The sequence below is a fragment of the Paenibacillus sp. MB22_1 genome, from assembly GCF_047200555.1.
Classification (GTDB): Bacteria; Bacillota; Bacilli; order Paenibacillales; family Paenibacillaceae; genus Fontibacillus; species Fontibacillus phoenicis.
On the sequence record NZ_JBLADV010000001.1, the window covers coordinates 554132 to 576032 of the forward strand.

Annotated in this window: 19 protein-coding genes; 13 read left to right on the forward strand and 6 right to left on the reverse strand. The window is 52.8% G+C overall.

Annotation, left to right across the window (positions count from 1 at the left end):
- The first annotated feature begins 383 nt into the window (after positions 1-383).
- Positions 384-1412, forward strand: a complete 1029-nt coding sequence (gene holA, locus ACL02P_RS02430) for a DNA polymerase III subunit delta (protein ID WP_412836773.1) — start codon at positions 384-386, stop codon at positions 1410-1412.
- Positions 1413-1499: 87 nt separating this feature from the next.
- On the opposite strand, the gene rpsT is transcribed toward holA, so the two are convergent.
- On the reverse strand, positions 1500-1772 hold the full coding sequence (gene rpsT / locus ACL02P_RS02435; RefSeq protein ID WP_016311419.1) for a 30S ribosomal protein S20: 273 nt from the start codon (positions 1770-1772) through the stop codon (positions 1500-1502).
- Between the two features lie 205 nt (positions 1773-1977).
- On the opposite strand from rpsT, the gene gpr reads away from it, so the two are divergent.
- From gpr to ACL02P_RS02455, 4 genes are all read left to right on the forward strand, one after another.
- On the forward strand, positions 1978-2991 hold the full coding sequence (gene gpr, locus ACL02P_RS02440) for a GPR endopeptidase (RefSeq protein ID WP_009224142.1): 1014 nt from the start codon (positions 1978-1980) through the stop codon (positions 2989-2991).
- A gap of 158 nt (positions 2992-3149) precedes the next feature.
- The gene (locus ACL02P_RS02445; RefSeq protein ID WP_412836774.1) at positions 3150-4565 is read left to right on the forward strand and encodes a stage II sporulation protein P; all 1416 of its coding nucleotides are present in this window, start codon (positions 3150-3152) and stop codon (positions 4563-4565) included.
- 18 nt (positions 4566-4583) lie between these two features.
- Positions 4584-5135, forward strand: coding sequence for a hypothetical protein (locus tag ACL02P_RS02450; protein WP_412836775.1), 552 nt, complete (start codon positions 4584-4586; stop codon positions 5133-5135).
- A gap of 92 nt (positions 5136-5227) precedes the next feature.
- The gene (locus tag ACL02P_RS02455) at positions 5228-6298 is read left to right on the forward strand and encodes a LacI family DNA-binding transcriptional regulator (RefSeq protein WP_412836776.1); all 1071 of its coding nucleotides are present in this window, start codon (positions 5228-5230) and stop codon (positions 6296-6298) included.
- 58 nt (positions 6299-6356) lie between these two features.
- On the opposite strand, the gene ACL02P_RS02460 is transcribed toward ACL02P_RS02455, so the two are convergent.
- The 4 genes from ACL02P_RS02460 to ACL02P_RS02475 all read right to left on the reverse strand — a co-directional run bounded on the left by ACL02P_RS02460 (position 6357) and on the right by ACL02P_RS02475 (position 10929).
- Complete coding sequence (locus ACL02P_RS02460; RefSeq protein ID WP_028539693.1) at positions 6357-7535, reverse strand: glycosidase; 1179 nt, start codon at positions 7533-7535, stop codon at positions 6357-6359.
- A gap of 24 nt (positions 7536-7559) precedes the next feature.
- A complete protein-coding gene (locus ACL02P_RS02465) occupies positions 7560-8756 on the reverse strand; it encodes an AGE family epimerase/isomerase (protein ID WP_009224137.1) in 1197 nt (398 codons plus the stop codon).
- A gap of 13 nt (positions 8757-8769) precedes the next feature.
- On the reverse strand, positions 8770-9729 hold the full coding sequence (locus ACL02P_RS02470; protein ID WP_412836777.1) for a glycoside hydrolase family 113: 960 nt from the start codon (positions 9727-9729) through the stop codon (positions 8770-8772).
- A 177-nt stretch (positions 9730-9906) separates the two neighbouring features.
- Entirely contained in the window at positions 9907-10929 is a 1023-nt protein-coding gene (locus ACL02P_RS02475; protein WP_036700814.1) for a substrate-binding domain-containing protein, read from the reverse strand.
- A 250-nt stretch (positions 10930-11179) separates the two neighbouring features.
- Here ACL02P_RS02475 and ACL02P_RS02480 point away from each other — a divergent pair, with 250 nt between their 5' ends.
- From ACL02P_RS02480 to ACL02P_RS02510, 7 genes are all read left to right on the forward strand, one after another.
- Positions 11180-12535, forward strand: a complete 1356-nt coding sequence (locus tag ACL02P_RS02480) for an ABC transporter substrate-binding protein (protein WP_028539689.1) — start codon at positions 11180-11182, stop codon at positions 12533-12535.
- Positions 12536-12655: 120 nt separating this feature from the next.
- Complete coding sequence (locus tag ACL02P_RS02485) at positions 12656-13531, forward strand: carbohydrate ABC transporter permease (RefSeq protein WP_028539688.1); 876 nt, start codon at positions 12656-12658, stop codon at positions 13529-13531.
- 3 nt (positions 13532-13534) lie between these two features.
- A complete protein-coding gene (locus tag ACL02P_RS02490; protein ID WP_412836778.1) occupies positions 13535-14368 on the forward strand; it encodes a carbohydrate ABC transporter permease in 834 nt (277 codons plus the stop codon).
- 37 nt (positions 14369-14405) lie between these two features.
- Entirely contained in the window at positions 14406-15428 is a 1023-nt protein-coding gene (locus ACL02P_RS02495) for a glycoside hydrolase family 130 protein (RefSeq protein ID WP_028539687.1), read from the forward strand.
- 137 nt (positions 15429-15565) lie between these two features.
- Positions 15566-17383, forward strand: coding sequence for a translation elongation factor 4 (gene lepA / locus ACL02P_RS02500; protein ID WP_412836779.1), 1818 nt, complete (start codon positions 15566-15568; stop codon positions 17381-17383).
- 115 nt (positions 17384-17498) lie between these two features.
- The gene (gene hemW / locus ACL02P_RS02505; protein ID WP_260070479.1) at positions 17499-18704 is read left to right on the forward strand and encodes a radical SAM family heme chaperone HemW; all 1206 of its coding nucleotides are present in this window, start codon (positions 17499-17501) and stop codon (positions 18702-18704) included.
- 171 nt (positions 18705-18875) lie between these two features.
- Entirely contained in the window at positions 18876-19343 is a 468-nt protein-coding gene (locus ACL02P_RS02510; protein WP_009224123.1) for an N-acetyltransferase, read from the forward strand.
- 75 nt (positions 19344-19418) lie between these two features.
- On the opposite strand, the gene ACL02P_RS02515 is transcribed toward ACL02P_RS02510, so the two are convergent.
- A complete protein-coding gene (locus ACL02P_RS02515) occupies positions 19419-20576 on the reverse strand; it encodes a DDE-type integrase/transposase/recombinase (RefSeq protein ID WP_412836780.1) in 1158 nt (385 codons plus the stop codon).
- Between the two features lie 198 nt (positions 20577-20774).
- Between ACL02P_RS02515 and hrcA the strand changes: the two genes are divergently transcribed.
- On the forward strand, positions 20775-21803 hold the full coding sequence (hrcA, locus tag ACL02P_RS02520) for a heat-inducible transcriptional repressor HrcA (protein ID WP_412836781.1): 1029 nt from the start codon (positions 20775-20777) through the stop codon (positions 21801-21803).
- Positions 21804-21901 lie beyond the last annotated feature (98 nt).

The window sequence follows — 21901 nt, forward strand, 5'->3', positions numbered from 1 at the left end:
ATTCTAACGGACCGAGGAGACCTTATTCTGGACAAATCCAGCTAAAAGGGTGCTGGAAGTGCCCAATAAGGTCTCAGGTGTCCGTTACAGCGGGAAATAGCCGGGAAATGTACAAATAAGGGCTGTACGGTCCGTTACGTTACTTTAGGCCAACCTTAGGCCCATTTCGCGGTACATCGGAGCTGGAACAGTACAACCCCTGTCATGCAACTGAACATTTTCCGCCGCATCCCCGTCTAATAACAACCGCGCACGTTTCCCCTTGCTGTGACCTCAAGTAACTTGACGGTATTTCGACTGAACAACAATAAACAGAGCTTGGACGAATGCGTGAAATCGAAGTATGATGGAAGAAGGCAACAAAGTCGAAAGGGAGATACCGGATGGACGCAAAGCAAAAACAAGCGATAAAAGACATTAAGCAGGGGCGGGTCTCCCCGTTGTACGTATGTTACGGTACGGAGAAGTATCAAATTCAGGAGTTTGTTAGTTTGCTCCAGGATCAGCTGGTGGATCCGGATCAGAAGGATTTTGCCATCGCGACCTTTGATTTGGCGGAGACGCCGATTGAGGTGGTGGTCGAGGAGGCGGAGACGATGCCTTTTCTCGTGGAGCGCAAGCTGATCGTTGTACGCGACTCCACCCTGCTTGTAGCAGGCGGCAAGGAAGGCGGCAAGATTGAGCATAAAGTCGAGGCGCTGCTGACGTATATCGGCAATCCGGCAGAACATAGCGTCGTTGTGTTTGTCGTGAACGGTGAAAAGCTGGACGAGCGAAAGAAGGTTGTCAAAGCGATCAAGGCGGCGGGTACGGTGTTGTCCTTTTTGCCGCTTGGCGGCGGCGAGCTTGTTCAGTGGGTTGTGCAAGAGGTAGAGAAGCGAGGTTGCCGAATTGGACGGGATGCCGCGGAAGCATTAATTGCGGCAAGCGGTGTGCAGATGGCTGTATTGGCTGCGGAAATGGACAAGCTCTGCTTGTACGCCGGAGCCGGCGGCATGATCGATACTGCTGCGGTGGAGCAACTGGTGGCGCGCAGCACAGAGCAGAACGTGTTCGTGATGGTGGAGCATATCGCCGCGATTCGGCTGGAGCAGGCGCTGGGCATTTTCTACGAGCTGCTGAAGCAACGTGAGGAACCGATTAAAATTGCGGCGCTGATCGCCCGCCAGTTCCGGATTATGCTGCAGGTGAAGGAGCTCGCCCGCCAAAGCTATTCGCAGCAGCAAATTGCCTCCCAGCTGAGCCTGCATCCGTACGTCGTCAAGCTGGCCGGCGACCAGGCCCAGAAGTTTGAGACCGGCCGCCTGAAGGCGATTTTGTCCGAGCTGGCCGAACTGGACTACCGGATGAAGAGCGGGCAGATCGACAAAGTCCTGGGGCTGGAGCTGTTCCTGCTAAAACTGGCGGCTTGAGGTACAAGCCCGACCTAAACAATAACCAAAAAGACCTGAACGATTTATCGTTCAGGTCTTTTTGAGCTTCGTATCATTTAACGAGACTTACGCTTGGGACGTAAGTTCGTTTAATTTTTTAGCCAAGCGGGATTTCTTACGGGCAGCTGCATTTTTGTGGATCAGACCTTTCGTAACGGCTTTGTCCAATTTTTTGGTAGCAGCCACGAAAGCAGCTTTAGCTGCTTCAACTTCGTTGTTCGCCAGAGCGGTGTCAACTGTCTTCACAGCCGTACGCAGGGCGGATTTTTGCGAAGCGTTCAACGCGCGGCGTTTGTCGCTCGTTTTTACGCGTTTGATTGCGGATTTAATGTTAGGCATTGCATTCACCTCCTGTAAAGCATATATCAACCCAGATGATTCACAACTTAAAATATTTTATCACGCAAGATAGCAAAAAGCAATAAATTCATCATACCGAATCTCTCGATTTCGCGCAAGTTTTTCAGCCTCGCAGAAGGGATGTATAAACCCATTCCCTCTCCCGCACAATAAAGGCAATCAGAGGAAATGGAGGTCTTATGGCATGAACTTGGACTTGCGCGAATATTCCGTACGCACTGACTTGGCCGTTGAATCAAAGGAAATGGCGGAGACGATCCATGGCGGCCCGGTCCCTGGCCTCAATGAGCAGGTCGAGGAACAGGACGGGATCAAGATTACCCGTCTGGATGTGACCGATGAGGCAGCCTCGCGGCAAATTGGACGAATCCAGGGGCATTATGTGACGCTGGAGGTTCCCGGTCTCCGCAATCAGGATACCGAGCTGCAGGAGAAGGTGGCTGCGGCGTTCGCCAAGGAGTTTACTGCATTTTTAAATAAAATCGGGGTTGGACCGGAGGCGAAGACGTTGATCGTTGGCCTCGGCAACTGGAACGTCACGCCGGATGCGCTTGGACCGCTGGTGGTGGAAAATGTGATGGTCACCCGCCATTATTTTGAGCTGACACCGGACCAGGTAGCGCCAGGTTACCGCGAGGTTAGCGCGATTGCCCCCGGGGTGCTTGGCATTACCGGTATTGAATCCAGCGAAGTGGTGCAGGGGATCGTGGATCGGACAAAACCCGATCTCATCATCGCCATCGATGCGCTGGCTTCGCGCTCGTTGGAGCGGGTGAATACCACGATCCAGATCGCCGATATCGGCATCCATCCCGGCTCAGGGATCGGCAATAAGCGGCGGGGGCTGACCAAGGAAATTTTGGGCGTGCCTTGTATCGCCATCGGCGTTCCAACGGTGTGCTACGCATCGACGATCGTAAATAATGTATTGGATTTGATGAAAAATCATTTTAACCAGGAAAGCGACGACGGAAAAGCTCCGACCAAGCAGATCATGGGCATGCTGAACGACCTGAGCGAAAACGAGCGTCTGGGTCTCGTCAAAGAGGTGCTTGAACCGCTCGGCCATGATTTGATCGTCACGCCGAAGGAAATTGATGAATTCATCGAGGACGTAGCTAACGTGATTGCTAGCGGACTTAATATTTCGTTGCATGAGGCAGTTACTCCGGATAACGTGGCGTCCTACACGCATTAACGAGCGTATGCTGCTTCTAGTTCCTTCTCCTTAAATCTCAAGGAAATCCGCGAATCTAGCGGATTTCTTTTTTTGTGTGAGAATTTGAGGTTCTAGCCTTTCAACTAGGTTCATAGATTTGGAATATAGTTTGAAAGCGGCTGGAGGAGGACATGCATATGAAATTCAAGGCTTGGAATCTAGGGAAAATGAGAAGGAATCTGCTTCATGTGTTGGCGATGGGACGCACCTTTTTGCTGCTGTCGGTCATGTCGGTGATCTTCTTCGTCATGCTGGGGGTGCTGGGGATCGCTGAGAAACAGCTGAACACCTCTCCTGTCTCCTCGATGAAAGGACTGGCGGCCTCGCTGTCCAGCGGATTCTTCATGGATATGGTTGGCATGGAGCTGCCACATGTGGCTAGCGAGAAGCAGACCCCGGCGATTTCCGGGCGGCAGGTGACGAACTTCGTCTTTCAGCTGTTGACGGACGTGAATCCGTCCGATCCAAAGAGCTTGGTAGCCCGGGAAGTCCCAGGGCTTGGCGCTGACAGTCCGATCCTGCTGCGCACCGGCTCCGGCAACGGGACGGCCCAGGCTCCGGAGGACTACCGGCCAGGCGCAGGAGCCGACGGAAGTGCGCCGGATCACCCGGAACCGGATATCCCCGATGACGGAAGTAACGCGGATCCCGGGAAGGACGGCGACAATTCGGACACAGCACAGCCGCCAGCAGTGGAACCGGGGAAGACGGACGGCACGTCCGGGGATCAGGAGGAGCCTTCCATCAAGCCGGGCAACAAAAATATCGTGATGATCTATCATTCCCATCCGCAAGAATCTTTTAATCCCGTGCTTGGCACGAATGTAGATAATCCGAGCTCGGCGGAGGATAAGAAGAACGTAGGCTTAGTTGGAGAGGCCTTGGCGAAAGAGCTGGAACGCAGAGGGGTCGCAACCTTACACACGTACGAAAATTATGCGGCCAAGGTGAGCAATTACAACTACAACTACTCATATAAATATTCACGAGAGACTGTCAAACAAGCGATGGCTGAAAATGGTCAGCTGCAATATTTTATCGATATTCACCGCGACTCGCAGCGCCACGACAAAACGACAACAACCATCAACGGTGTGAATTATGCCCAGGTATACTTCATTATCGGACACGGGAACAAGAATTGGCGCGAGAATGAGAAATTCGCCAGCTCCATCCATGAACGGTTGGAGAAGGCGTATCCCGGGATTTCCAGAGGCATCTGGGGGAAGACGTCTTCCCAAGGCAACGGGGAATATAACCAGTCGCTGTCGCCGAACAGCGTGCTGATCGAAATCGGCGGCATCGACAACAGCCAGGAAGAGCTGGAGCGTACCGCCAAGGTGCTGGCCGGAATTTTGGCCGATCTGTATTGGGAAAGTCAGGACGCGGAGAAAGCAGGCAAGCTGTCGAAGAGCAGTACGAACGGCATCGCTAGCGGCAGCGCAAAGAGCACGGACAAGTCCGCTGGCACCACGAACAAAGGCGCGGGCAGTTCCAATAAGTCTTCGGACAGCGTGAACAAAGGAACGAACAGCACAAACAAGAAATCTTGATTTGAATGGGGGATGGACATGGCTAAAATGCTGCGAAAAACATTGGTATACGGTTTATTGCTGGCGACTGGGGTGACGCTGGGGATGCAGCTTGCCGAAAGCGGAACCAGCTCGATCCTCGGCCCCGGATTTCAAACCGGAGGGACGACTGCAGGCATGAACGGACAATCCATGATCTATCCCTATCCGCAATCGCAGCAGCCGCAACAATCGCAACAGCAATTACAGCAGCAATTGCAGCAGCAATTGCAGCAGCAATTGCAGCAGAACAACAACGGTTGGACCGCCGGATCCCCCCCCATTTGGACAACCGGTCAAGGCAATGCCGCGCCGCAAGGAACGACAGGCGGTTATACCCAGGTTCCCGGCTACGGAACCTCCCCATCCGGGACCGATGTGCCAAACACGACGGGGGGCGGTCAGGCGCTGCAGACGCCAGCTGACCTGCTGATGCCGCCACCCTCGCCGCCGGCCATCGACCGATTTGCCGACAAAGCGGCTCACCTATTGCAGCAGGCGTCGCAGAAGAGCATTCATTGGGTGGCCTCCTGGTTTGGTCCAGGCGAATGAAATAACGATTTATAACGAATGGCGAGTTTGTTATACTGTTGTTATATTGTTATGAACCCGTTCGTTATACGTTATTTCGGAGGTTAGAGTCCTTGAAAAAAATTACGATGCAGCAAATCGCCGACCATCTAGGCGTCTCGAAATTCGTTGTATCCAAAGCTTTGTCCGGCAAGGGAGGGGTCAGCGAGCAGACCCGGGAGCGGGTCATTCAAGCTGCCTCCCAGCTTGGGTATTTTAATCAGAAGAACGGTTATGTGAAGAACGTCATCCCTACGGGAACCGCGCTGCCGGCACCGGCCGGCAAGCAGTCAGTGCTGGTGCTGATGCCAAATATCCGGTTTCAGAACAAGGAATCGCTGTATTGGGGTAGACTGCTGGAAGGCATCTCCCGGGAGCTGGAGGCGCAGGAGCTGGGGATGATTATCGTATCCGAACCTCGCGGTGACAACTTCATGAGCATCCTGAATCCTGACGGGATTCTGGGGATGATCGGGGTGGGGCAGATCGCCACCCCATTCCTGCTGGAGGTACACCGGATCGGGCTGCCGATCGTGCTGGTCGATCATGAGGACCCGCTGATTCCAAGCGACACGGTCTTCGCTAACAACGTTGATGGGATGGCCCGTTTGACCAATCACCTGATCGGCCTGGGGCATCGGAAGCTGCATTTCTTAGGCAATTTAACGTTTTCCCGCAGCTTTCGGGACCGCTGGATTGGTTTCCGCAGCGCCTTGGAGGAGAACGGCTTGACACCGCAGTCCCTGGAGGATCCGATGCTGGAGCTGGAAGGTGTCGACACCGGGGCTTACGGCGACGTGCTGCGCGGATGGCTGGAGGGGCAGAAAGCGGAAGGGACGCTCCCGACCGCGCTTGTGTGTGGGAACGACTCCATCGCGATGCATGCCTGCTCCGTCCTGAGTGAGATTGGCCTTCACGTGCCCGGGGATATCACGGTCAGCGGGTTTGACAATATCGACGATGCGGCCCGGTACACTCCGGCCATTACCACCATTAACGTGCCGAAGGAGAACCTTGGCCAGCGGGCGGTGAGGAAGCTGCTGGAACGACTGGTCCAACCGGACGCGCCGCGGGAGAAAATCATGATCTCCGTCGAGACGGTATACCGGGATTCCACCGCCGAGCCGCATCGAAAGGCCGAGTAAAGAAGTCAACTCAAACAAACGAGCTGCCAAGAGATGAACTCCTAGCAGCTCGCTTGTTTTACTTGTTCAGAAATTGGATATTCCGCTCGATCAAATCGATTCGTTGCTGTACGCAGGCATAGGAGCGCAGCGGATCCTCCGGCGTGTTCAGCACGTAGTCCAGCAGCCGGTCGACCGTCGTTGTGGCGACGTGGATGCGCGTATCAGAGGAAGCGTAATAGATGAAGACGTCGCCGTTGTCGCGGGCGATGACGCCGTTACAGAACACGACGTTGGACACATCGCCGACACGCTCCTCGCCTTCCGGTGCGATCAGATGGCCGCCCGGCCGATGCGTCACCCGCTGCGGCTCCTGCAAGTCGGAGAGGAAGGCGTACAGCACGTAGCGGAGCCCGGCCGCCGTTCCCCGCACGCCATGGGCGATGTGCAGCCAACCTTTATCCGTTTTGATCGGGGCGGGACCTTGGCCGTTCTTGACCTCTTTGATCGTATGGTACTTGCGGTCGTCAACGATGATTTCCTCGTCGATGACCGCCTGCTCGATCGAATCAGACAACCCCCAGCCGATGCCGCCGCCGGAGCCGGCGTCGATGAAGCCGTCCTGCGGACGGGTGTAGAACGCGTATTTCCCGTCTACGAACTCGGGGTGCAGCACCACATTGCGCTGCTGCGGAGATTTCGTTTTCAGGTCGGCTAACCGCTCCCAAGTGACGAGATCCTTCGTGCGGGCGATGCCGCACTGGGCTACGGCGCTCGACAGATCTCCCCGCGGCGCATGGGGGTCTTTCCGCTCCGTACAGAACAGTCCGTAAATCCAGCCGTCTTCATGCCGCACGACCCGCATGTCGTAGACGTTGACGTCCGGATCTTCGGTTTCGGGCATAACCACCGGCTTATCCCAGAAACGGAAGCCGTCGATGCCGTTATCGCTCTCGGCTACAGCGAAGAACGATTTGCGGTCTACGCCTTCAACGCGGGCGATCAGATAAAATTTTCCATTCAGCTCGATGGCTCCCGGATTAAACACGCCGTTGACGCCAAGGCGTTCAGAGAAATACGGATTCGTCGCCGGATTGAAATCGTATCTCCAAATGAGCGGCGCATGCTCCGCCGTCAAGACCGGATAGCGGTAGCGGTCGTACACCCCGTTGCCATAGGGCATTTTCTCGTTGCGGCGCGCAATCAGCTGTTCGTAACGTTCGGTCAGCTGCTGTTTTCTTTCGTCAAATAGGCTCATTCTCAATTCCTCCGATCCATCAAATTACTTCTCACGTTCCAGACGCTCCAGCATTTCCAGACACGCGCGGCTGTTATGATAAGGGCATTTCCAAGGGCTGACCTTTGGTTCGCCCGGCAACGGTGCGCCGCCTCGATCCACGCCCCAGAACCATTCGCCGTGTTTACGATCCACCAGATACGTTTGAATAAAGCTCCAGGAATTTGCTGCAGCCGCCCGGTACTTGGGGTCTCCGGTCAGTTGGTACGCATTGTAGAAACCAACCATCGCTTCCGCCTGCGGCCACCAGTCTTTGTTATCGTCAGTCAGGCCGTTTGGATCGGCTTCGTTCCATATCCCGCCGTCCCGGTCAACGCCTTCCGCATACACAGCCTCGGCCATCTTTAAGGCGGTTTCCTTCACGCGCTGCAGCAGAGCGGGCTCACCCAGCACCTCGGCTGCCTCGACGAGCAGCCAGCTGCCCTCGATATCATGGCCATACGAGACATGATGTCCTTTGACCTGCCAGCCGTCATCGAAGAACAGCAGGAAGTGGGCAGTTTTCGGATCGATGATTTGCTCTAGCGTCACTTCGATCAGCTCGGACAAGCTGCCCCGCAGCTCAGAGGATTTCCATACCCGGTACAAATTGGTGTACGCCTCCAGCACGTGCAGGTGCGTATTCATCGATTTCTTTTCGTTTAGATCCTTGTTGCTGAGACTTAAATCCCCGGTGGGTTTCCAGTCGCGGGACAGAGCCTCAACATAGCCTTTATGAACCGGATCATAGCTGTGCTGCTCCAGCAGGCGGTAGAGGTTGACCGCTTGCTCCAATGCCTCTTCGCTGGAGGTTGCGCGATAATATTCAGTCAAAGCGTAAATGACAAACGCTTGCCCGTAGACCTGCTTTTTGTCTTGAACCGGCCGTCCTTGGACATCCACCATCCAATAGAAACCGCCGTACTGAGGGTCCACAAAATGCGTCTTCAGGTAATCATAAGCCCGCTCGGCGATTTCCAGGTATTTGGGATCGGGAAATCGACGATAGGCCGAAGCGAAGGTCCATAGAATGCGGGCGTGCAGCACCAGCCCTTTATCGGCCTCGGGGTGCTTGTTGAGCTGCTCATCGATGTATCCGACAAAGCCGCCATGCTGCCAATCGATTGTATGTTCGATCCAAAAAGGGAGAATGTTGCCTTGCAGCTCCTGCTGCAGCTGTACCTTCCAATCATGGATTTCCACGTAAAAAACCTCCTTATCGCTCGATCGCGTTCAGCTTGGCGGCATAAGCTTCAGCTACGACCGTCTCCGCTTCCTTGCCATAAATGCAGTAACCATCATTTGTTGCAGCCTGGCTCCGATCGTACAGCCGCGCCGGCCAATCCCACAGCATCAAGCCGCGGACCCAATCGCGCGCTCCGCATTTCTCCAGCATCGTGCGGTAATATTCCGCCTGTTCCGCCTCATTCACTGCACCCTGCAGCGTCCAGTCATTTGGGACGTTCGCCGACCCGGTGCGGCTCGGGCAGCCGGCTTCCATAAACAAAAACGGCTTACCGTATCTCCGGACAACGCTTTCAATTCGATCCAGCTGACGATCCCAGTCTCCGATCGGGTAGTAGCCGCTGGAACTGATCACATCCAGGGCATCCCACCACATCACATTGTCCTCTTGATATTTGTCGCAGTTATACGTCAGCGGTCCGTGGTAAACCTGGCGAATGTCGGCGATCAAAGCGCGCCATTCCGCTTCCCGCCGGTCGGTTTGCACCATTTCGCAGCCGATACAGAACATCTCGCACCCGGTTTCCTCGGCGATTTGCGCGAAATGAAGGAGATATGCGCGATACGAGGCAAACCAGTCAGACCATTTTGGTTCACAAGGGACGTCTCGATCAAAAAAATTAATGTGCGCTCGCCAAGTTCCGTCCGCGCAGTTCACGATCGGCTTCAGACATACCTTCAACCCCAGCGAATGCGCCTTACGAATGGCCCATCGGACTTCCTCGTCGGTCACCGTCGGCGCCTCCCAGAAGGGGATATCCGTGGAGAAGGCTGTTGCTTGCAGTGCGGCAAAAGCAATGGCCGTCCAGTTACTGCGGGTCACCTTCGCCATCATTTCCATGGAATGAGCTGCGGCCTCGTTACCCCAGGTCCCCCTGACGCCCATAAACCCCCAAGTCATTCCGGCAATATAAGGTTTGAGCGATTGCATACTTGCATTTCACCCCACGATCTCGAAAATTTAAAATTTGTTATTATTTGTTATATAAATTAAGATAACAAAATACTAATTATGAGATAACTATATAACGGCTAAACGGTGGATTCAACCTTTTTTATTTTGAATTTGTTAGCGTGAAGTTGTCCTAAAGAAGCAAAAAACCGCCGATTACTCGGCGGGTTCGGTATTAAGGTTCTTAACGGAATCCCGGTAGATGATCTTGCCTTGCACCAGCATGCGGCCGATGCGGCGATGGGGGTTGGACACTTTATCCATAATCGCCTTGACGGCGGATCGGGCCATCTGCTCAATATCCACCTCAACCGTAGTTAGCGGCGGATTTGCCAGCGTGGCGTATACGTCGTTGTCGAACCCGACAATCGAACAGTCATCCGGGATACGGTAACCCATGCTGGTGAGGCGCTCGCCCAAAAGATAGGCGACTTGGTCGCAGTTGCAGACGAACGCGGTAGGCATTTGCTCCGGAAGCTCGATATCGATATAGGTACCGTGTTCATCACGGTCATTGATCAGATAACGCTCGTTAAACTTCAACCCGTGCTCCAGCAGCGATTTGTAGTAACCCAGGAAGCGGTCTTGGATACTGCTGGTGGAATAGACGTTGCCAACATAAGCGATCTCGCGGTGGCCGCATCGGATCAGATAGTTCGTGATCTCGTAAGCGCCGTAAAAGTTATCGGTAACGATTGAATCGATCGCGGCATGCTCGTCATAAAAGTCGAGAAACAGCTTCGGCAGCTCCATATTTTGCACCGTTTCGATGTACTTCTTGCTGACCTGCCCCAAAATGATGATGCCATCCACCTTATTTTCACTGTATACCCGCGGGAAATTGAGCTGTTCCTCATCTTCGCTGCTTAAGATATTTAAGATTCCGAAATAGCCATAGTGGTCCAACTGAATGGCGATCTGCTGATAAACCTGCAAATAGAAGGACTCTCTAAGACCCGTAAAACGCTGCGGAATCATCACGCCAATATTATAAGAAAGCCCGTCCTTGATCGATTTGGCCGCCGAGTTAAAGCGGTAGCCCATCTCACTGGCCACCTTCTTGATCTTCAGCTTCAGGCTGTCGCTGACGCCTTCCTTGTCATTCAGCGCTTTGGATACCGTAACGCTGCTGACGCCCAGCTTGTCGGCGATATCTTTCATCGTTATGTTGCGTTTCATGAACTTATATTCACCATCCCGTTCAATCTATCATCCAGAGCCAATCGATCTAAAATCCAGTATACCGATTCTGTTGGTAAATAGGAAGATGAGCGAAAAATTAAACTTATCATTCATAAGCAATAACTTAATACATTACTTTATTAACCGAAAATAAATGGATTTAGTCATTGACTAGTAAGCGTATACATTATAGAATCTTAGTTAGTTTATCGATAACTTAATTTATAAATTGAAAGGGGAAACGGATGTGAAAAAGAACAAAGCTTTCATCGGTTTGCTGGCCTTGATGCTTGTTTTGACTCTGTTGGCTGGCTGTGGAGGGAACAACCGTAATAACGCGGCACAGAACAATGCAGCCGGAAATGCCGGAACCGCGAACTCCGGCACGGAACAGACGGCGGGAAGGGACATCTCGGGAGAGATTACCGTCATTACGCAACGAACAGACATCGTCGACACCGTATTCAAGGATTATGCTGCCGAATTTAATAAGGAATACCCGAACGTGAAAGTAAACTTCCAAGCGCTTTCCGATTATGAAGGACAAATCACAGTGCGGATGAACTCTGACGATTACGGTGATGTTCTGTTGCTGCCAACCAGCATTCCGCTGGCGGATACGCCGGAGTTTTTTGAACCGCTGGGTACGTTGGAAGAGATGAGCAAGCAGTATATCGGTCTGGAGGAAAGAACCGTTGATGGCAAAGTTTACGGGATTCCGATCGCTGTTAACTTTTCCGGGATCCTCTACAACAAGAAAGTATTTAACGACGCCGGCGTAACGACGACGCCGAGAACACCGGACGAGTTTTTGGCCGCTTTGCACAAAATCAAAGAAAAAGGCGACGCGATTCCTCTGTACAGCAACTATGCAGACAGCTGGCCTTTGACGCAATGGGAAGCTGTATTAACTACCGTTGCCGGCGACGTCGACTATGTCAATGTGATCCAGCCGAACACCGATGACAACTTCGTTCCTGGACAGCCGCACTATGAACTGTACAAGGTGATGTACGACACCGCCAAACAAGGTTTGATTGAAGATGACCCGACAACGACGAACTGGGAAGCTTCCAAAGCCGACATGGCCAATGGCAAAATCGGTGCGATGGTGCTGGGCTCCTGGGCGATCGGGCAGGTTCAAGGCTTAGCTGAGAATCCGGATGACATCGCTTACATGCCTTTCCCAACGAATGCTAAGGAAATCATTATGCCGCTTGCAGACGACTATACGCTGGGCATCAGCAAGCACAGCAAGCACAAAGAGGCGGCAAGAGCTTGGGTGGACTGGTTCATCAACAAATCCGGATATCCCACGGAACAAGCCGGCGGCATGAGCCCGGTGGTCGGCGCTCCTCTTCCGGAATCGCTGAAGCAATTCGAAGGAACTGACGTGAAGTTCGAACTGCAGACTCCTGCAAAACCGGGGCAAGAAGGCCTGGTGGACAAAATCGACAAAGACGCGGAAATCGGCTTGTGGCAGCCGGAATTCAAGAAACGGATCATGGAAGCCGCGATCGGTAACCTGAACGAATCCTATGACGACATCATGAAGGATCTCAACGACGCTTGGGTGAAATCCCGCGCCAAATTCGTGAAATAACACCGGTCACAGGGGAGGACAAAGTTGCAGGGGGAACGTGCCGGATGCGCGTTTCCCTTGTGATTTTAGCCAAGGAGAGACAGAGATAGGCATTTTGCAGGATTTTTGGAGGTGTGAGTGGTGTTCAAAAATTTAAGCTACAAAACCCAGCGGAAAGTGATCATTTTCGCCTTCTCGCTGATCCCGGTCGCCTTGTTGTTCACTTTCGCCTACTTGCCGGTTTTTAATATGTTCAAATACAGCTTCACCAACTGGAACGGCTACAGCAAGCATTATGATTACGTAGGGTTTGAGAACTACAAGACGATCTTTACCGACTCCAAATATTTCACCGTCTTTAAGGTCAGCTTGTATTATTTTTGCGCGACCTTTGTTCAAATGGCAATTGCTCTTTATTTTGCAACGATACTTAGCTTTAAGGTGCGATTCAAAAACTTCTTTAAAGGCGTCCTGTTCTTTCCTTACCTCTTAAACGGGGTAGCGATCGGGTTTATCTTCCTGTTCTTCTTCCGTCCGGACGGTACGCTGGATACCTTGATGCAATCGGTGGGGCTTGGCGCTTACACGCAGGGATGGTTGAAGAACCCGAACATCATTAATATTTCGCTGGCGGGCGCATCCGTGTGGAGATACATGGGCTTTAACTTCATCATTTTCCTGGGCGCGATTTCGTCGATTGGTTCCGATATTTACGAAGCGGCCGAGATCGACGGGGCCAACCGTTGGCATCAGTTCCGCCATATCATCATTCCCAGCATCATGAAAATTGTGCAGCTCAACCTGATCCTCGCCATCAGCGGTGCAATCAGCGCCTTCGATATTCCGTACATTATGACCGGCGGCTCCAACGGAAGTAATACGTTTGTCATCCAAACGGTGACCACCGCGTTTAAATATAACAAGCTTGGCCTTGCCTCCGCCATGGCGGTTGTCCTGCTGTTTATCGTGATCATTGTCACCTTGCTGCAGCGCTTGTTGATCAAGGAGGAGAAGTAAGCCATGTATAGACTGAAATACGTAGCCGCGGCCTTCATTAAATATGTCAGCTTGCTGCTGGGCGCTTTCGCCGCGCTCGTTCCGATCGTGGTGGTGCTGTTCGCTTCCTTTAAAACGAACAAGGAATACGGTTCGACCAGCCCCTTGACGCCGCCGGAGAACTGGCTGAATTTCGCCAACTACTCCAAGGCTTTTATTAATGGAAAAATGCTGCTTGGCTTCGGAAACACCGTCATTATCGTAGTCATCTCAATTCTTGGCGCGACCTTGATCGGCTCCATGATCGCTTATGTCCTAAACCGCTTCAAATTTCGCGGCAACAAGCTGTTGATGGGGGCCTTCTTGCTGGCGACCTTGATCCCAAGCGTGACGACCCAGGTGGCGACATTCCGAATCATCAACTTCTTCCACTTGGTGGATACACGATTTGCTCCGATTTTGCTTTACTTAGGCACTGACATTATCGCCGTGTATATTTTCATGCAATTCCTCGATTCGATTTCCGAATCGCTGGACGAATCCGCGATGCTGGACGGCGCGTCCTATTTCACGATTTACTGGCGCATTATTTTGCCGCTGCTCGCCCCAGCCATCGTGACGGTCATTATCGTCAAAGGCGTGAAAATCTATAACGATTTCTACACGCCGTTCCTGTATATGCCAAGCGAGGACCTGCAGGTGATCTCGACCGCGCTGTTTAAGTTTAAAGGCCCTTACGGTTCGCAATGGGAAGTGATCTGCGCCGGGATCATGATAACGATTGTGCCGATCCTGATTGCTTTTGTGGCGCTGCAGAAATACATCTATAACGGATTTGCCCAAGGCTCCGTTAAATAAACGCACTTATTTGAGTTGATTTGGAAGGGGTAACCTCATGAGCACAGTGAAAATCATTGGAGAGAACCTGCCGAACATTCCTTGGCAAGACAAACCGGAGCATGCGGCAGGACCCGTATGGAGACATAATGACAATCCGGTCGTGAAGAGGAATCCGGCCAAAGGCATCGCGCGCATCTTCAACAGCGCAGTTGTTCCTTACGATGGCCGCTTTGTTGGCGTGTTTCGCGCCGAAACGATTAACGGCCGTCCTCACCTGCATACAGGCTGGAGCGAAGACGGCTATGAATGGAAGATCGACGAGGAGCGTATTCCTTTTGTGGATGAGGAAGGGAAGCCGTTCCAACCTCAATATGCCTATGATCCCCGGTTGGTGAAGGTGGAGGATACCTACTATATTATTTGGTGCACGGACTTCTACGGCGCTTCGATTGGGGTGGCCAAAACCCAAGACTTTAAGACGTTTGTCCGTTTGGAGAATCCGTTCTTACCATTTAACCGCAACGGCGTGTTGTTCCCGAAGAAAATCGGAGGCAACTTCGTGATGTTGTCCCGTCCCAGCGACAGCGGGCATACTCCGTTTGGCGACATCTTCCTTAGCGAAAGCCCGGATTTCGTCTATTGGGGCAAACATCGCCATGTGATGACCAAGGGCGGGCAAGGCTGGTGGCAGTCGGTGAAAATCGGCGGCGGTCCCGCTCCAATCGAAACGACCGAAGGTTGGCTGATGTTCTACCATGGCGTCACCGGGACGTGCAATGGCCTTGTTTACAGCATGGGTGCGGTCATTCTTGACCGAGAGGAACCGTCCCGCGTGAAATATCGCTCCAGCACGTATGTATTAACGCCGGAGGAATGGTATGAGGAGCGCGGCTTCGTCCCGAACGTCGTGTTCCCTTGCGCCGCTTTGACCGATGCTGCCACAGGCCGTATCGCCATTTACTACGGCGCTGCAGATACCTATGTTGGGATCGCCTATACGACGGTTCAGGAAATCGTGGATTATGTCAAGGCGACGCATGAGGAAGTTGGCGATGACGCAGAAATCGGTAGAATGTAGCGGGACGGAGGCGACCGGGTTCTTCTGGAGAGGTTGAAGCTGTAAACGCAAAATCGCTGGCCGTGATTGCTGCTTGCCCCTTCAACTGCTATAATAAATTGATTGCATTACTTCGATGATTTGTGGTGGGGGTAAGGATGACAGATATTAGGGCTAGACAAGCGAAAATTCGCAATTTCTGTATTATTGCACATATAGACCATGGCAAATCGACTTTGGCCGACCGGATTCTGGAGTATACCGGGGCGCTGACCTCCCGGGAAATGCAGGATCAGGTTCTTGACCAGATGGACTTGGAACGGGAGCGCGGAATTACGATCAAGCTTCAGGCGGTCCGCCTGAACTACCGTGCTGACGACGGCGAGGAGTATGTGCTGAACCTCATCGATACTCCAGGGCACGTCGACTTCACCTATGAGGTTTCCCGCAGCTTGGCGGCTTGCGAAGGCGCATTGCTGGTCGTGGACGCAGCCCAGGGGATTGAGGCGCAGACGTTGGCCAACGTTTATCTGGCGCTGGATAACAACCTGGAGATTTTGCCGGTCATCAACAAAATCGACTTGCCGAGCGCAGATCCTGACCGGGTAAAGCAGGAGATTGAAGATGTCATCGGCCTGGATGCCAGCGAAGCGGTGCATGCTTCCGCCAAGGCCGGAATCGGGATTAAGGAGATTTTGGAACAGGTCGTTCAGAAGGTGCCGGCACCGACGGGAGATCCGGATAAACCGCTGAAGGCGCTGATCTTCGACTCCCACTATGACCCTTACAAAGGCGTTATCGTTTATGTGCGCGTCATTGACGGCAAGATCAAAGCCGGTTCGAAAATCAAAATGATGGCGACGGACAAAACCTTTGAGGTCATCGAAGTCGGCGCGTTCAAACCGCGGATGACGATTGTGGACGAGCTTAACGTCGGCGATGTTGGCTTTATCGTCGCCGGGATCAAGACGGTTGGCGATACCCGTGTCGGGGATACGGTGACGGACGCGAAGAATCCGACACCAGAGCCGCTGCCGGGTTACCGGAAGATCAACCCGATGGTGTACTGCGGCTTGTACCCGATCGAAACGTCGGATTACAACGACCTGCGTGAAGCGCTGGAGAAGCTGCAGCTGAACGACGCTTCGCTGAGCTTCGAACCTGAAACTTCAAGCGCGCTGGGCTTCGGCTTCCGCTGCGGTTTCTTGGGACTGCTGCACATGGACGTGATCCAGGAGCGGATTGAACGGGAATTTAACATTCCGCTGATTACGACAGCACCAAGCGTTATCTACAAAGTAACGCTGACGAACGGCGAGACGATTTCCATCGACAACCCGTCGAACTATCCGGAGATCGGCAAAATCGACTATGTCGAGGAGCCTTACGTCAAAGCGTCGATCATTGTGCCCAACGATTATGTCGGAACCGTGATGGAGCTGTGCCAAAGCAAACGCGGCGAGTTTGTCAATATGGAATACCTCGACACGACGCGCGTGACGATTACGTATCAGGTTCCGTTGTCGGAGATTGTATACGACTTCTTTGATCAGTTAAAATCGAGCACCAAAGGCTATGCTTCGTTTGATTACGAGCTGTCCGGCTACCGCAGATCCAATCTCGTGAAGATGGATATCCTGTTGAACGGCGAGCAGGTGGACGCCTTGTCCTTTATCGTGCACCGCGATCGCGCATATCACCGCGGCCGGATCATCTGCGAGAAGTTGCGCGAGCTGATTCCGCGCCAAATGTTCGAGGTACCGATTCAGGCTTCGATCGGAACGAAGGTCATCGCCCGTGAAACCGTAAAGGCGATGCGCAAGAACGTCCTTGCCAAGTGTTACGGCGGCGACATCTCGCGGAAGCGGAAATTGCTGGAGAAGCAAAAGGAAGGCAAGAAGCGGATGAAGCAGGTCGGCAGCGTCGAGGTGCCGCAGGAAGCGTTCATGGCGGTGCTGAAGATCGACGACAATTAAGAAGCGGGTTGGTTGACGAAGGAAAGCCGTCAGGCTTTCCTTTCTACTATTATTTAAGAGAAACTTGGAGGAGGGCATGACCATGGACCAAACGATGAAGCATCCGGGGCAGGGAATGCCGATCCAAAACCCTGCGGCAAGCGGCGTGACATCATCCGGACCATCCGGCGCACCGCATGCGGTATATATTCATATCCCGTTTTGCACCAACAAGTGCTTCTATTGTGATTTCAACTCCTACGTATTAAAAGATCAGCCGGTGATGGACTATCTGCGCGCCTTGGATCGGGAGATGGAGCTGACGGTCCAGCAAACTCCGCCGGGCGAAATCCGCAGCATATTTGTGGGCGGCGGGACGCCTACCGTGCTGACTCCGCAGGAGATGGAGTTTTTCCTGGCATCAGTCAGACGTCATTTCCCGTATTGGGCCAGCGATATCGAATTTACGATGGAAGCGAACCCGGGCACGACGGACCGCGACAAGTTGACCGTCATGAAAGACGGCGGCGTCAACCGGGTCAGCTTTGGCGTGCAGGCATTCCAGAATGAGCTTCTGAGCGGCATTGGCCGGATCCATAACACCGATGATGTCTACCGGAGCTTGGAGAATGCTAGAGCTGTTGGGCTAGATAATCTGTCCATCGATTTGATGTTTGGTCTGCCCAACCAAACGGTTGAGATGCTGGACTACAGCGTCTCACGGGCATTGGAGCTTGGGCTGCCGCATTATTCGATTTACAGCCTGAAGGTTGAGGAGAACACGTTGTTCCATACGTTGTACCACAAAAATCAGCTCCCGCTTCCAAGCGAAGAGGAGGAACTGAACATGTACCTGCTGTTAATGGAGCGAATGGAACAAGCCGGTTACAAGCAATACGAGATCAGCAATTTTGCCAAACCCGGCTTCGCCAGCCGGCACAACATCACGTACTGGAAGAACGAGGATTATTACGGTTTGGGCGCCGGCGCCCACGGGTATGTCGGCCGCACGCGTCACGTGAACATTAAGGGCGTGAACCCTTATGTGGAAGCGGCGAAGACAGGATTGCCTCGCTTGGAGCAATTTGGCGTGTCCCGGGAAGAGGCGATGGAGGACTTCGTTATGGTTGGACTTCGGATGCTGGACGGCATCCGTAAGGCGGATTTCCGGAGACAATTTGGCGAAGAGCTGGACGATGTATTTGCCCGGCAGCTTACGAAGATGTTAAGCGCCGGCCTGTTGGAGCCTCATAGCGACGGTGAAGGCTATCGGCTCAGCAAGCAAGGCGTGTTGTTCGGAAACGAAGTGTTTGCCGAATTTATCGGCGTCTTAACGGATTAGTGACTTATCCAACAAGCAGCTTGCGCTTCTTTAATGAAGTAGCAAAGCTGCTTTTTTACATGTCGCTGAATATACTTGGAAAAATGACATGGCCATGAAACATTTCTCTTGAAGTTTTATACCGTATAATGTATATTTATTCATATTATTTGTGATCGAGGGGGAATCAGCATGCCAGCGGTAGCCGTGTGCAGACAGGCGAATTTAGCGGATGTCGAGCCATTATATAACATCATTGAAGGGTATGCCCGGCGAGGCATTATGCTGCCGCGTTCACGGGCGGTGTTGGAGCGTCAGATCCAGGATTTCGTCGTGGCGGAAGTGGATGGCGAGGTCGTCGGCTGCGGTTCGCTGTGCAAGCTGGGGGAGGAACTGGTTGAAATCCGTTCCCTTGGGATCGCCGAAGGCCACAAGGGGAAGGGGCTTGGTTCCATGCTGGTCGAGCAACTGGTGGAAGAGGCCCGGAGACAAGCGATCCCCAAAGTGATGGCACTCACCTATGAGGTTTCCTTTTTTATTAAAAATGGCTTTACAGTCGTGAATAAAGAGATCTTTCCGGAGAAAGTATGGACCGACTGCGTCAATTGTGCAAAGCAGCATTGCTGCGATGAAATCGCCGTTCTCAAGATACTGGACTGACCGTGTCAACTCATATAAAAATGTTACCGAAGGATAATGGTTCACTCACGTAATTTTGTTACCCAGTGGAGGCTGTTACACAGCCTCCACTGGTTGCGTAGCGGAAGCAGACGTCACGGGTTGGGAAAGCAGCGCTTCCAACTGATGGTGTAATGCAAGCGGATCTTGGGAAGTCTGATACGCCTGTAACCGCCCGGTTTGTTCTGGTAGTAGCACGCCCAATTCGATTAACCGCGCAACGGGTGTTTTGGCCGTGTCGAATGTTTTCTTTACACGAGCTCCGCGACGCTCCTTGCCGATCAGCTTGCGAGTGGGCAGGCAGCAATTGAAGTACCGATCATGCAGAGCATAGATGGAGTTGAGCCACTCCACCTGTTCCGGGCGGTCATAGCGTTCGTAGCCGACCAACTGGCGGACGAGAAAGCCGTTTTTCTGCTCCACGTGAGCATTGTCGTTTTTGCGATAAGGGCGGCTGCGCGTGAAACGAATGTTGTTCGAAGCGCAGAAGGTTTTCAAATGGGCGTTTAAAAACTCTTGGCCGTTGTCACTGTGGATCCCCCAAGGCTGCATGGGCCACTCCGCGATGATGTGCTTGAGCTCACGAAGCACGGCAAGTTGGGATTTGCCCAGCAGCGCGCGTCTGCGGGTGTAGCCGGAGACCACGTCGGTCACAGTCAGCGTATAGGCGAAGTGGCCGAGCGACGATCCGCCGTTGTGTTCGACCAAATCGATTTCCAGCGCGCCCGGACGCGTTTCATCCCAATCGTAGGCGATCATGGGCACTTGTGAACGGAGTTCGGCGAGCGGCTTTCGCTTGTTGACAGCTGGTCTGGCTTTTGGACAACGAAGTGTGGATAACCTGCGCGCCAATGTCGGGCGGCTGATCTTTTGCAACTGCGATATGATAAGGTCGGTAAGGTGCAGGTGACCGTGCCGGGCAAGGCTCTGGGCTGTATCGAGCAGAACAGGATGCAGTCGCTCGGCACAAGGATAATCCAGGGCTTCCCAAACGCGCTCAATGACGGGCATCGCCTCCTGGTAAGCTAATGGCCGATTACGTTTCGATTTCGCTGGCGTCAGCGCAGGAGGGTTCGTGAGAGCGCGGATCGCATGCTTCCGATGGCAACCCAGCACCTTCACGGCGTTGTCAAGGATTGCAGATTTCTCATTTCGCGATTTCGCTCTCATGTATTGATCAGCCAAGGTACGGATTACTTCACGTCGTGTTTTCATGCTCAGTTTCAAAACACATCCCTTCGGTAACATTTCGATGTGAGTGAACCGATGCCTCTTTAGTAACATTTTAACTGAGTGATCGCGCTGACTTGACAATCGTCAGGTCGGTTTGGTATTTTTGTATTAGTGATTAGCACTCTATGACATTGAGTGCTAACGATTCGGAAAAATCGAGTTTATCCGGGAGGGATTGCCATGTTGACGGAACGCCAAAGAATGATATTGACCGCTATTGTTGATGACTATATTCGCTCGGCGGAGCCTGTGGGATCCCGAAGCATTTCGAAACGGGACGATGTCGGGTACAGTCCGGCAACGATCCGGAACGAAATGGCCGACTTGGAAGAGCTCGGTTTTTTGGAGCAGCCGCATACGTCGGCGGGGCGGATTCCTTCTCATAAAGGCTACCGCTACTATGTGGATCACCTGACGCCGTTGAACTTACTATCGAATGAAGAAGTAACGACGTTAAAAGCATTCTTCGCAGAAAAGCTAAACGAAACTGAACAAGTGATTCAACATGCTGGGACCATTCTATCCCAAATGACCAATTACACTTCCATCCTGCTGGGGCCGGAAGTTTTTCATACGTCTTTGCGTCACTTCCAGCTATTGCCGTTAAACGAAACGAAGGCGGTGGCGATCGTCGTGACGAATACAGGACAAGTGGAGAACAAGACCGTCGCGATTCCGCCGGACGTATCCGTATCCGAAATGGAGCGGGTGGTCAACCTGTTGAACCGCAAACTTGCTGGGGTGCCGATCTATAAGCTCAAGACTGCCTTGTATAACGAGATTGCTCAAGAGATGCAGCGGCATATTGAGCATTTTGAAGATCTGATGAAGGTGCTGGATCAAGCGCTTGACCCGGGCACAGAGGGGCAACGCCTCTTCCTGAGCGGGGCGACGAACATGCTGACACAGCCGGAATTCCGCGATGTCGAGAAGGTCAAAGGGATTCTGGATGTACTGGAAGAGACCCCAACCTTGACGAAAATGATCTCTTCCGCATCCGGGTCTGGCATTCAAGTGCGAATCGGCACCGAAAACGGGCATGAAGCCTTTGCCAACTGCAGCCTCATCACGGCAACCTATCAAGTCGAAGGCGAAGCGGTTGGTACGATCGGCATTTTGGGACCTACACGGATGGAATATGCCCGAGTGATCCGGATTTTGGAAATTTTGTCGAAGGACCTAAGCAATTTTCTGAGCCGGATGCAATAACATGCATGATCTGCGGGTCTAGCTGCATGTTAAGGAGGTGAGCATCTTGAAGGAATCACAGCCGATTCAGGACAACAATCACACTGTAGAGGAAGAAA